This is a genomic window from Marinilabilia salmonicolor JCM 21150, assembly GCF_000259075.1.
GTDB lineage: Bacteria > Bacteroidota > Bacteroidia > Bacteroidales > Marinilabiliaceae > Marinilabilia > Marinilabilia salmonicolor.
Map to the genome: position 1 here is coordinate 169,669 of NZ_AJKI01000011.1, position 13,085 is coordinate 182,753.

The window sequence follows — 13,085 nt, forward strand, 5'->3', positions numbered from 1 at the left end:
GGCGGCTGCGCAAGCCTTGCAACTGGCACTTTCTGACCAGACACATGGCCATGTACAAACTTAGCTTTGTTTATAGACGGGCACTAATTAGCCCTTGTGTTTGTAATTGGTTAGTGCATAAATTTAAGTCCATTAATATCAAATTAGTGTATGCCCATAAAGTACCATTTGCTGCGCTACGCTTGCCCCCAGAATGCTAATGCTCTTATTCATCCGTCTAAAAATTATTTTCAAGGTCGGATGGAACTCGTCCCGAACATTCGGGACTCGTTTCATTGGTAATTAATCATTGTTAACTGGTAATTGCCAATCACCCTCTGTAAAACAAGGCCTTAATAATATAAAAAGCCATGCGTGGATTTTCTTTCAAACGTCTGGTTGAATATCCAAACCACTGCTCGCCGAAAGGAACATAAACCCGCATTTGATGTCCGGCAGCCAGAAGTTCTTTTCTCAATTCGGGAGTAACACCGTATAGCATCTGAAATTCGTAATTCTTCCCGTTAAGTGAGTAACGCTCAATAAGCCCTTGCGCACCATCTGTCAAAGCCCTGTCGTGAGTTGCGATTCCAACATATATACCTTTTTGAAATAGAAAGTCAAGAGCTTCCAAAAAGTGAGAATTGATTTCTTTCCTGTCTTTAACCGCAATATTCTCCGGCTCCAGATAAATCCCTTTACAAAGACGCACATTGACCGGTTTTTTGGCAGAATGCAACGCCGCAAGAAACTCCAGATCTTTTGGCGTTCGCTTGAGGTAAGCCTGAATAACGATGCCCACATTCTCGGGGTACAAATCGTGAATCTTTTGGTACAGTTTTAGTTCATCATCCACGCAACTGCTGTCTTCCATATCAATTCGCACAAAAGAATTATAGGAACGTGCCTTTTCTACAATTTCCTGCACATAATTACATCCCGTTTCAAAATCAATCTGAAGTCCGAAACTGGAAGGTTTCAGAGAATAAGTTGCCTGAATCCCATCCTGCTCAAAACGATCAATCATATCCAGATAAACTTTTCTAACCTCATCCGCCTGACTTAGTTCTGAGATATATTCCCCGAGATGGTCGATGGTTACACGGATTCCTTCCTTTGCAAGTTTCTGTGAAGCAGCAACAGCATCATCAATTTTTTTACCTGATATATAGCGTCTTGAAAAGATCCAGACAAATTTCTTTGGAAGGTAAGGCAAAACCGATGCAATGAATTTGTTTATCATACGTTAAAGAGATAAGGACCGCAACCATGATGGGAAAAAACCCTCATCAGGGTCAAAAGTCGTGAAACATAAGTCCTCATTTTCAGTATAACCCCACCCAACCGCGAAGGACTTATGTAAATTTTCCAAAATAAGGTCAGAAAAAAAATGACACATCTCACGATTAAGTCAGCAATTGACTTAGTCTGATAAAATTCATATTTTGTTGTAAGTCTGATTTGTAAATCAAATCAGCACGATGCAAAGAGGGGAGAGAAAGGGTCATACTAAGAAATATGAACAGAAACATATTCACAGGGTTATTTGGTGCCGCAGCAATCTGGCTGTTAACGGCAAACATGGGTTTTGCGCAAAGTTGTGATTACACCAACGGACAAAACGATGATTGGATATTCAATAAACGTTGTGCTCCGGTGACCGTGGAACGCATTGTCACTTTCCGCGGAGTGGATGATGGAGGTACCGGAAACGTAAGCATTTACTTCGACTGGGGGGATGGGACAGATCCGGAAATTATTTCTGCATCAGAACTCACAACTGGTAACTGGCAGGCCAGTGCCACACATATATATCCTAAAAACGGAGACAGATGCAATTACTACGCAGAGGCCTTTTTAATGGTTGATGGCGTATTATGTACCAGCTCGGGGCAGGGCCAGACGGCAACTGTATGGGACATTGACAACGAAAACGGAGGCGAATTAAACATCAGCCCAGTGGTTTTCCCCATTTGCGTTGGAAACGACGGAAGCGTGCGTTTCACGGATGTAAGTCAATGGAATTGTACTCCACCGGATGAAGAAGACACCCCAAATAATAAAAATCGATGGACGCAATGGATTTATGGAACAGGCTCAACTTCCATAATCGATGCAACAGTTGGTGGCGTTGGATACTCCTGGCCACACCGTGGCTCGGTGGAATATTATCCCGAGCCTGTTGAAGCTCCTGCCCCTCCTCCCTCGATCTCTGAAGAGATATACATCCCCGATTATTACGACGTAGGCGATTTTTTTGAAGTCACCATTCGCAACTGGAATACCTGTAACCCATACAATGAAGACCCCACAACTCCTCCGGGAGACCCGATAAACGGTGACAATCCTCCGGTGACAACCACTGCCATGGCTCTGATTGTAGCCATCCCGGACGGATCTGTTGATCCTGCAGGACCATTTTGTGAAACAGATGCTCCTTACACACTGGTGCCCGCCACATCCGGAGGGACCTGGTCGGGGCCTGGGGTTGATCCCTCCACAGGAGAATTCACCCCTGTTGCGGCAGGACCGGGGACACACACCATAACTTATAATGTATCGAATGCCTACGGTTGCTCAGCATCAGGAAGTGTTGATATTGATGTGAGGGAAGCACCTTCCCTCGACATCACACCGGGCACAGCTATTTACCTCTGCCCCGGACTGGATCTGCAACTCAACGCAGCAATAAGTGGAGGAACCCCGCCATATTCCATTCAGTGGACAGGAGATACCGGTCCCCTCAGTGCCACCAACATTACCAACCCTGATTTTAATACCGCCAACACAGGAAACTTCAATCTCACTGCAATAGTCACCGATGATACCGGCTGTAGCAATCAGGCAGACATCACCATCGACATTGAAGATGTTTCCATTGTTTTCGACCCCAACCCAATAGAAGTTTGTGCCGGACAAACCGTAGAGCTAAGTCCGATAACTGATGGTGGCTCCACGGTATTTACAAGTCATACATGGAGCGGGAGCGATACAGACAAACTATCCGCCACAGATGTTGCAAACCCGGAATTTAGTTCTTTCGAAACCGGAACATTCACCTATACCTACACGGTAATCGACGACAAAGGTTGCTCAGATCAAACAGACATCAGTGTTATTGTCAAAGAACAACCCGTGGCTGATGCAGGTCCTGATGAACAACTCTGTTCACTGACACATCAACTCAACGGCAACCAGGTTAATGGAGCCACCGGACTCTGGCAGACAATTTCAGGCCCCGGGACCCTCACTTTTGATAACGCAACCATTCACAATGCCACCATTACTGCTGACACTTACGGAACCTATGAGTTATCCTGGAATATTGACCTGAACGGCTGTACTTCCACAGATGTTGTAACAGTTATTTTTTCCGAAAGTCCTTCTCCTTCAACAGGCGATGACATAAAAGTATGCGGATTATCCACCAGTCTTGAAGCGATTCCCGATTTTGGGACCGGTAACTGGACCGCAACTTCAGGGCCAGGAACCGCAACATTTACAGATGCCACTGACCCAACCACAAATGTCACTGTTGACACCCCTGGCGAGTATCTCTTCACCTGGACGGAAGCGTCTGCTGACAACTGCTCCGGAAGTGCCGTTCAGACAGTCAACTTTCTTCCACAAGCAGAAGCAAGTGTGGCACCATTTAGTACCGAAGCGTGCTCCCCTCTGGAGATTACCTTTGAAAATACATCAGTCAATGCCGAAACTTATCAATGGGATTTTGGAGACGGAGCCGCAAGCACCCTGGAAAACCCCACCCATATATTTCGAACCACCACCAATTCTCCTGAAACTTTTGACATTACCTTTACGGCAAAAAACGCAGACAACTGCAACGACACAAAAAATTATCAAATAACTGTCAACCCCATTCCTCAGGCCCTATTTGAAACTTCGGACCTTGCAGGATGTTCACCGATGAATGTCACACTTAACAATCAAAGTTCAGGTGCCACAAGTTACAGCTGGGATTTTGGTGACGGGAGCGATTTTAGTGAAGAAGAAGCCCCCGCGCACACCTACACAAATTCGGAGGCATATGTTCAATCTTTCAGAGTAAATCTAACGGCAGAAAACGACTATGGATGCACCGACAGCTATTTCACATACATTACAGTTTATCCCGTCCGTGAAATTGAGTTAACAGCCACTCCGGAGGAGGGCTGTTCTCCGTTTACCTCACAACTACTGACGCAATCAGGTGCAAAAAGTTATTATTGGGACTTCGGTGACGGAAACACCGAAACAGGCACTTATCAAACCGCACATATTTTCGAAAACAACACCGGGGAAGACATCAGCTACGAAGTATCTGTAACAGGCACCTCCTCGTTTGGATGCCCTGAAGAGGCGGCTACGATGATAACCGTACATCCGTCTCCTTCTCCAGGCTTTACCGCTACTCCGACTGAGCAGCAAATGCCCGACAGAACCGTTTCTGTAAATAATACCACTACCGGTCAATGGAATTATTCCTGGTCCTTTGGAGATGGCACTACTTCTGAAGAAATCAACCCGGAACCGCATCAATACGAAGCCTCAGGGGATTATGAAATCAGCTTGCGTGCTTATAGTGCTTTCTGTGAAGCCACCATTTCAGAGATTATATCCATCCGTCCTATGATGCCTGCCATCGACTACGGACAAGATGAGAGTGGCTGTCCTCCATTAACGGTGTCTTTTTATAACAACACCCTTGATGCAACTTCTTATCTCTGGGAGTTTGGTGATGGCCAGTCCTCAAATGAGAAAGAACCAACACACACCTATCGGGTACCCGGCATTTACACCGTGCGCTTAACCGCCTATGGCCCCGGAGGCACCATCACTGCAGAAGATGTAACCATTGAAATATACAACACACCGACAGCCCTCTTTGAACCGGTCCCCAAAGTTGTTTACATTCCTGATGATGAAGTAACATTCCTGAACAAATCACAGGGAGCCAATTTCTGGGAATGGTCATTCGGAGACGGCAATTCATCAGTAGAATTTTCTCCCACCCACTCCTATGCCAGTACCGGCAGCTACGATGTTACATTAAGAGTGGAGAATTCAGATGGATGTACAGATGAGATTACCATTCCGGATGCAGTCAAAGCAGAGCAGGGAGGAGAAATTGATTTCCCCAATGCATTCACGCCCAACAAGAATGGCCCCACAGGAGGTCAGTATCAATTTGGCGAGCGAACCAATCATGTATTCTATCCATTTGTGCAGAAAGGCATCGTAGAATACAAACTCCAGATATTCTCCCGTTGGGGAGAACTACTGTTCGAAACCACCGAGATCAATCGCGGATGGGACGGATATTACCGTGAAAAGCTGGCCCCCCAGGGAGTATATATATGGCGGGTAACAGCCACCATGAGTGATGGAAAACGAATTGAAAAAGCAGGAGATGTAACCCTGCTCAGATAATGAGATGGCCCCGTTATGCATAAAATCAGACCAATACATATCGCTCTTTGGAGTATGCTTTTTCTTTTTTCAGGAACGGGCACTTATGCACAGGACCTTCATTTTTCTCAGTTCTATGCATCACCGCTGTATCTGAGCCCCTCTTTTGCCGGTGCCACCGATGGGGGCCGGCTGGTAATGAATTACAGAAACCAGTGGCCGGGTATAGAAAAAGCATTTTCCTCTTATGCAGTCTCATTCGACAACTACTTCAACTCATTCAACAGTGGACTGGGCGTACAACTCATACAGGATAAGGCAGGAAGTGCCGGATTAACCACCACCCATGCAGCACTTCAATATTCCTACAACATTCAGATTACAGATCAGTGGCAGGTTGTGCCTGCCATCCAATTTGCCTACGGAAACCGTTCCATTGATTTCAGTAAATTGCGGTTTGCCGATGAGCAAATCGGAGGCGGAGCTTCAGGTTCATGGGACCAGCTGACCAATGAACAAGCGGAATATGTTGATTTTGCCTCCTCCGTGCTGTTTTACAGTCCGTTTATGTGGGTTGGCATGACAGCGGATCACCTGGCTACCCCCAACTATTCATTTTTGGGAGAACGAATGCAGCTTCCCCGAAAATATGTATTCTTTGGAGGTGTGAACCTCTGGACGGAGAGGCGGCGCAGAATAAAAGGAGACCGTTCCTTCAGCGGAACCTTCAGAATTCAGCATCAGCAAAATTTCAACCAGGCAGATGTTGGCGCCTACTGGTTCAACGATCCGTTGGAAATAGGGCTATGGTACCGGGGGCTTCCGGTTTTTGGTAACGATACAGAATCCAAATTCAATCAGGATGCCATCGTCCTTTCCCTATCGTACCGTCACGGCGCAGTTCGCTTTGGATACAGCTACGACATTACCATAAGCAATCTGGGATGGAATTCTGCCGGAGCACATGAACTCTCCCTGATTTTTGAATTCAATCAGAACTTCAGCCTGCGAAACCGAGGGCAAAGACCCGCTGTGCCGTGCCAGGCATCGTCCAATCCACTCATAGACCAACAAAATACCGGAAAATACAGAAACAAACGGAAGCGAATTTTCTGATCCGGACAACATTGTAAACGAATAAAAAAATACAGAAATAATTCTTTAGTTTTTATTATATTTGTTAAAACGGTGAAGTAACCATGCATCGACACACACCTGGCTCACATTGGGGTATCACGTATTTAACCGACCTTATACATAAGAAAGATACGGTGACAGGATGAAAGCATGAGAGCAAGTGCCTGAGGCAACGCCCCAGGAAAATTGTAACAAATCCCCCCTCCCATTATTGGTCGCGTCGCGACCAATAATGGGAGGGGACGTAAGAGATACCTCAAAACCCAGGGCGTTGCCCTGAGCTATTGCTCAAAGACCTTTGGCCTTTTAAAAACGCAACACATTATGTATTCCATTGAAAGAAAAAAGCCTCGCTTTTTAGAAGCCTGCTTTATTCATGCAAAGCAGACTATCATGCAAAAAACAAATTACTAACAGATAAAATAAGCACTATGAACTTTTCACTTCCTCAATTACCTTACGCTTTGGATGCTTTGGAACCAAACATCTCAAAGAAAACACTGGAGTTTCATTATGGCAAGCACCATCAGGCTTACGTAAACAACCTGAACAACCTGGTGTCGGGAACCGAATTTGAAAATGCCGATTTGGAGACCATTATCAAAAAGGCCGATGGAGGCATCTTCAACAATGGAGCCCAGGTCTGGAACCACACTTTTTATTTTTCTTCCTTCTCTCCCAAAGGAGGAAATGCGCCCACAGGCCCTTTGGCACAAGCCATAGACGAAGCATTTGGCTCGTTTGAGCAATTTAAAGAAGAATTTGCCAAAGCTGCCGCCACATTGTTTGGATCAGGCTGGGCCTGGCTGGTAAAAAACAGCAGCGGGAAACTGGAAATTGTAAAAGAGAGCAATGCCGGCAACCCGCTTCGAAACGGACTCACCCCCATCCTCACTTGTGATGTGTGGGAGCATGCCTACTACCTCGATTACCAAAACAAACGCCCTGATTACATTCAGAAATTCTGGAATTGTGTGGACTGGGACATCGTTGGAAAAAGATTCTAACAAATTAAACCAATCAGGTCCGGATTAACCTGCTTTATTGACTTCGTCGATCTTCGATTCATGAATTATCGTTATGAGATGTTCAAATATCAAGAGATACAATCAACCGCAGATAAAATGGATGCAGGAAATAATGAAACGAGCAAGCTTGCGAGTTCAATACGACCATAAAAAATAATAATAAACCGTATTAATTATTTTCAAATCCATTTTATTGAGGACGGTTGTATTTTGCAGATAGTTGGACATTGGAATAGATTATTTGTGAATAATGCAGGTTAAATGCCGGAGTTGATTTTTCAAAATTAACCAAACACTATGAACAACCTGAAAGATTTAATCCGACGAAACAGAAGTTATCGTCGTTTCTATGAAGAAGAAAGCATTCCTCAATACATTCTGGAAGGGCTTGTTGACCTTGCCCGTCTTTCCCCGTCAGCCCGCAACGCTCAAACGCTCAAATACTTCATATCCTGCGATGCTGAAACCAATGCAAAGATCTTTCCGCACCTTTCCTGGGCAGGTTATCTCCCCAACTGGGACGGCCCTGTAAAGGGAGAAAGACCCTCAGCCTACGTCGTGGTACTCAATGACACAAAGATTTCGGATAATTATTTTTGTGATGACGGCATTGCTATCCAAAGCATCCTTTTGGGAGCAGTCGAGCAAAATCTGGGAGGCTGCATCATTGGTTCGGTGGACAGACTAAAACTGTCCAATGCACTGAACATCCCCAAACATCTGAAAATTGTTGAAGTCATTGCCCTAGGAAAACCAAGAGAACAGGTAGTCATCGAAGACCTTAAAGATGACAACATCAAATACTGGAGAGACGAAAGCCAGACCCACCATGTGCCCAAAAGAGCACTGGATGAAATTATTATAAAATGCTGATTTCTCAGAGGCTGTCCGGCAAAGACAGCCTCCTTTTGCTTTACAAAGGACGACTGGTCAACTCTACATCCATGGCCACATCATCTCCTTTTTCGTTGGTTACAATTCTGAATTTCACCTGATCGCCCGGTTCAAGATCATTAAAATCACACCCAACCACTGCCTCATAGTGAAAGAACAGATTAAGTGGCGGATACTTTATAAAACCATAGCCCGATTTTACAGACAAAATGGTACTCACCTCATAATCCTCTCCCAGTGGTTCTTCGTCCTCCTCTTTAGGTGCCAAATCTCCATTTTTTGTTGTCGAATCCTTATTCACAAAAAGGCTTTCCACCAACGGAATCTCCTCAGGTTTTGGTTCATTAATGATCTCTTCCATATAAACCGGATAAGTAACCATATTCAACAAATCCTGCGAAGTTCTCGTAACCCGGTGATTCCCGTAGTCGTCGCGATAATCAAAATCCCAGGACAGCAGCATTATGCGCACACCGAGGGAGTTAAGCTTTCGCGCCAGCGGCACATAGTCACTGTCGGACGCAATCAGGACAATTACGTCGAAGCGGTTGTGAAATGCCAGGTCAAAAGCTTCAAGCGCCAATAATACATCAATGCTCTTGTCGAATCGGGAACTTCCACCTGCATTACTTTTCTGAGGAAGATAGTGCGTGGTAATACCCTCTGACATCAATATATCATCAAATACCCGGTCGTAATAAAGCAAATTCCCTTTCTGACTGGCTTCAGCAGCACCTGGACGGCTTCTGAAGTAATGTGCATCAACAATCTGACAATGAGCGAACCCCATGGGGCCATACTCTACTGAAGCCACTTTATTACGAATGAAATCATGTAATCCCGAGATGCTTATTCTGCTGTGTTTTGAATGAACGTAGTTGTAATAATTACTTACATGAAAGAAATAATTGCCATCATAAAATACTCCTATTCGAATCAATTCTTTGTTTTTTTCTAATTGCATTTTTCAGTATTTGTTTTTTGATTTTTCCAAGACGCCTTCCCATCTCTATTTCCCTCTAATCAGGTGGACAGCGCCTTCTTTTCTGTGCACTTCATTATCATTATATCCTACGCCCCGTATATTATAAAAATAAACTCCCGGAGCGCCCATCGTCCCCCCTATTTTACCATCCCAGCCACGCGCAGGGTCATTCCCCTCATAAACGCGACGTCCCCAGCGGTTAAAAACAACCATTTCAAACTTCTTAATGGACTTGTAAGCCACTCTGAACTCATCATTTATCCCATCACCATTGGGCGTAAACACATTGGGCACTTCCAGTTCCGATTCCCATACGCTCACCACAAAGGGGGCACTGAGGCTTTCACACCCTGAGTCGCGGTTCACAACCCGCAGATATACGCTATCGGTTCCCGCTGCAGAAAACACAAATAACGGGTTTTGTTCAACCGACTGCCCCGAGTCTCCAAAAGACCACTCCCAGGCATTCACTTTCCCCTGAGATTGATTGTTAAATTTGATCTCAATGGGGGCAGACCCCTGTGCATCAGAATGACGTTCATTTAGCACAGTATCTTTTTTCACATCGGCTTCAAATTCGGCTGACACAGCAATGGCTGAATAATCAAGGGTCGATTCAAGGACATTGCCAAAGCGGCCGGAAACTGTTACCACATAAGCTAAGTCTTCAAAAGGAGCATCAAACTCCACACTCCTTCCTGATTTCGATTCGTTACCGTCAGGCAGGGTAGTCCACTCAAAAGACAGATTGTAATGAACGCCTCCAAAACTTCCGTCTGCAGGATCATAAAAAATCAACGGAACGGTATCTGCAGAGGCAGACATTTCAACACCAAAACAATCATCATAAGTTATCTCAGCCTCCAGATTGGTGATTTCCTGGGTATTGTAAACCCAAAATCTTTCATCTGCCACAACAGCACCCGTCTCATCCTCCACTACTACGCGATATCCTCCGGGAGATCCGGCAACCAATTGGTTTCCGGTATTGGTCAAAGGATTATCCCAACTGTTATTGGTTACATCGTGCTGAAACCATGAGAAAGAAGGACTGCTTCCGGAATAATCAAATCGAACCGACATGGGGCTGGCTACAGGAAAGCAAAACACTATATCATCCGGGGTCGTGGACGAATACTCAGTTTGAGCAACAAAAGCATTGTCCGCAGAGAGTTGTCCACGAACACTGAATGAAGTCAAAAGAGAAACAATAAAAAACAACAGTAAAGATCTAATTGAGAACATTCTGAAAATCATTAACCGTTAGAATAAGTGACGAAATTACAATAATAAAACGTACCATAAAGTAATTTAATTGTGAATCTGATATTAAAACCCCAAAATTCAAAACTATAGAGCAGTTTCATGTCCCATCACTCAGGAATTCTTATATTTGAAAGCGAAAAAAACAACCACAACTGTTATGCACAACAAATCCCTGAGATACAAAACATATAGCTTTTTAGTGATACTTTTTGTCATGATTATTGCTGCCTGTACTTCCCCGGAAAAGAAAAAAGAAACTGAAAAAGAAACAGGCGGAAAAGAAATTTACACAGAAGCATCCGAAAAGAAACTGGAAGAATGGCATAAAAACAAACTATCGCTTTTCGTTTATTTTGGTGTCTATTCGCTCTATCAGGGAAAGTCGGACAACCAACCGGTGGGCAGCGCAGCCGAAAACATCATGGCTACGGCAAGCATCTCACCCGAAGAGTATGAACGAAAAGCACGGGAATTTGACCCCAAAAAGTGGGATGCCAATGAGATTGTTAATATGGCACGGGACATCGGGATGAAAAGAATTGTGCTGAACGCAAAACACCATGACGGATTCTGCCTGTTTAAAACCAATACAACAGATTTTAATTCGGTAGATTTCACCCCGGCAAACACAGATCTGGTAAAAGAGATGTCGGATGCCTGTAAGTCGGGCAACATAAAGTTCAGTCTGAGTTACTCCCTCACCGACTGGCATCTTCCGGCTGCCGGACCAATGTCAGCAAATCACAACACCCCTGTAACAGAAGAGCATCATAACACAAACCTGAAACAAATCGAGGAACTGTTGACCAAATACGGTTCTGTTTCCGAAATATATTTTTATTCAGGATTAAACACCCCGGAACAAAGCAATGAAATACGCCGGCTGGTCAAAAGGCTTCAACCCGATTGCCTGATCAGCGATGGCATCGGCAATGATATGGGAGATTTTATTGCCACAGAATTCAATACATTACCCGGTACGCCCCCCGATATTGCATGGAACATGCTTGCGTCGGCATTCCCGGACACCAGAGCATTTACCGATGTAAAATCAGGCAAAAATCCGGTAGCTATAGCAAAAGAAAAAGTCAGGGAGATGATACAGGTAATCTCCTCCGGCGGGAATTATTCTTTAAGTATTGGCCCTAAGGCTGACGGCTCAACGGAGGGAGAGGAAGAAGAGATTCTCAAAAATATTGGACGATGGATAAAAGTAAACAGAAACGCTGTTTATGAAACAATTGGATCTCCTTTCAACACCCAATCATCAAACTTTAAAATCACCAGAAAGAAGAATAAGCTATACCTTTTTATGGAATCAGTTCCCGCAACTTCCACCATCCGGCTGTCGGGGCTGGACAATAAAATTACCGCCGCCAGGTTTCTGGGTAGCGGCATATCCCTCCAGTTTGTCAACAAAGGCAGTGTAAATGAAATCCTTTGGACATCCCCCGCCATGGCAGACCCCATGGAACTTCCTGTAATTGAGGTAGAATTTGAAAACACCATTCGTCCCTTACCACGCAAAAGCATAAACGTCACCTCCGCAGACACTCTGATTTTAGGAAGAAAAGAGGCTATTCACCACAACAGTATCACACAACAGGACCGGGTTACAGCCATCCCCTCCACCATCGCTCTGACATGGCATATTAACGCATCACACCAGCAAAAAGCAGATTTCAAATATCTGAAAACTCAAAAAGACAGAGAGATTGAGGCCATAACAGCCCAGGGAAGCCAAAACTTTATTCTAAAAGGCAAACAAGGTCATCTGATTTGTTCTAAATATGACACCATCCAAACAGGAGACATCTACAGATCTGACATCTTTTACGGAGACTTAAAAGAAGTCCACGTAAACCCCAATGGCAGTAACCGTTTAAGAATTTTGAAAACATCATGGCATAACCTCAGGAACATCAAGGATACACATCTCATTCCTCTCCCCATGTCCACCAGATATTACTATGTGGAAATAGAATCTGAGAACGAACAACAATATTGTTACAGAATAACCGGAAACGATGGTTTGCAGATTTGGTTCAATCAGGAAGAAATTCTTCTGAACCGTAATCATGCTCCAGGCACACCAATGACAAGAGAGCTGGTGTTCGACCTCAAAAAGGGAAAAAACATCCTACTGATAAAGAACTATAATCGTGTTGGTAGCAAGGACTATTTTGATCTTCTTTCGCTTCCCGATGCACATTGGTGGCGACAGACCATTTCCATCCCCGCAAATCCGAAATACCTGAAAATAAAATCTGCAGGTCAACAAAATCCCTTTCAGGATATAGGGTTAGGACATTTAACCATTACATTAACCCCCGAAAAGTAATCGAAGTAACCCACAGACCACCAGAAAATTAAAAACCGAAGAAATC

8 protein-coding genes are annotated in these 13,085 nt (G+C 44.4%); 5 read left to right on the top strand and 3 right to left on the bottom strand.

What is annotated here, in order from left to right:
• Window positions 1-310: 310 nt before the first annotated feature.
• On the bottom strand, window positions 311-1,222 hold the full coding sequence (locus tag W7W_RS0107860) for a proline dehydrogenase family protein (RefSeq protein ID WP_010663251.1): 912 nt from the start codon (window positions 1,220-1,222) through the stop codon (window positions 311-313).
• A gap of 275 nt (window positions 1,223-1,497) precedes the next feature.
• Here W7W_RS0107860 and W7W_RS0107865 point away from each other — a divergent pair, with 275 nt between their 5' ends.
• The 4 genes from W7W_RS0107865 (at window position 1,498) to W7W_RS0107880 (ending at window position 8,426) form a co-directional block, all read left to right on the top strand.
• Complete coding sequence (locus W7W_RS0107865) at window positions 1,498-5,409, top strand: PKD domain-containing protein (protein WP_010663252.1); 3,912 nt, start codon at window positions 1,498-1,500, stop codon at window positions 5,407-5,409.
• A gap of 15 nt (window positions 5,410-5,424) precedes the next feature.
• Window positions 5,425-6,504 (top strand): PorP/SprF family type IX secretion system membrane protein, encoded by a 1,080-nt coding sequence (locus W7W_RS0107870; protein ID WP_148660866.1) that lies wholly within the window; start codon window positions 5,425-5,427, stop codon window positions 6,502-6,504.
• A 452-nt stretch (window positions 6,505-6,956) separates the two neighbouring features.
• Entirely contained in the window at window positions 6,957-7,532 is a 576-nt protein-coding gene (locus tag W7W_RS0107875; RefSeq protein ID WP_010663254.1) for a superoxide dismutase, read from the top strand.
• Window positions 7,533-7,850: 318 nt separating this feature from the next.
• A complete protein-coding gene (locus W7W_RS0107880) occupies window positions 7,851-8,426 on the top strand; it encodes a nitroreductase family protein (RefSeq protein ID WP_010663255.1) in 576 nt (191 codons plus the stop codon).
• 40 nt (window positions 8,427-8,466) lie between these two features.
• Here W7W_RS0107880 and W7W_RS0107885 read toward each other — a convergent pair whose 3' ends face one another.
• Both W7W_RS0107885 and W7W_RS0107890 read right to left on the bottom strand, forming a co-directional pair.
• Window positions 8,467-9,411: an NYN domain-containing protein gene (locus W7W_RS0107885; protein WP_010663256.1), complete on the bottom strand. Its 945-nt coding sequence runs from the start codon at window positions 9,409-9,411 to the stop codon at window positions 8,467-8,469.
• A 45-nt stretch (window positions 9,412-9,456) separates the two neighbouring features.
• On the bottom strand, window positions 9,457-10,677 hold the full coding sequence (locus W7W_RS0107890; protein WP_010663257.1) for a T9SS type B sorting domain-containing protein: 1,221 nt from the start codon (window positions 10,675-10,677) through the stop codon (window positions 9,457-9,459).
• A 178-nt stretch (window positions 10,678-10,855) separates the two neighbouring features.
• Here W7W_RS0107890 and W7W_RS22840 point away from each other — a divergent pair, with 178 nt between their 5' ends.
• Window positions 10,856-13,039: an alpha-L-fucosidase gene (locus tag W7W_RS22840; protein WP_010663258.1), complete on the top strand. Its 2,184-nt coding sequence runs from the start codon at window positions 10,856-10,858 to the stop codon at window positions 13,037-13,039.
• Window positions 13,040-13,085: the final 46 nt, after the last annotated feature.

Excerpts from the sequence above, each read along its gene's own strand:
- W7W_RS0107860 (WP_010663251.1), bottom strand. The coding sequence starts at position 1,222 with ATGATAAACAAATTCATTGCATCGGTTTTGCCTTACCTTCCAAAGAAA.
- W7W_RS0107865 (WP_010663252.1), top strand. The coding sequence starts at position 1,498 with ATGAACAGAAACATATTCACAGGGTTATTTGGTGCCGCAGCAATCTGG.
- W7W_RS0107870 (WP_148660866.1), top strand. The coding sequence starts at position 5,425 with ATGCATAAAATCAGACCAATACATATCGCTCTTTGGAGTATGCTTTTT.
- W7W_RS0107875 (WP_010663254.1), top strand. The coding sequence starts at position 6,957 with ATGAACTTTTCACTTCCTCAATTACCTTACGCTTTGGATGCTTTGGAA.
- W7W_RS0107880 (WP_010663255.1), top strand. The coding sequence starts at position 7,851 with ATGAACAACCTGAAAGATTTAATCCGACGAAACAGAAGTTATCGTCGT.
- W7W_RS0107885 (WP_010663256.1), bottom strand. The coding sequence starts at position 9,411 with ATGCAATTAGAAAAAAACAAAGAATTGATTCGAATAGGAGTATTTTAT.
- W7W_RS0107890 (WP_010663257.1), bottom strand. The coding sequence starts at position 10,677 with ATGTTCTCAATTAGATCTTTACTGTTGTTTTTTATTGTTTCTCTTTTG.
- W7W_RS22840 (WP_010663258.1), top strand. The coding sequence starts at position 10,856 with ATGCACAACAAATCCCTGAGATACAAAACATATAGCTTTTTAGTGATA.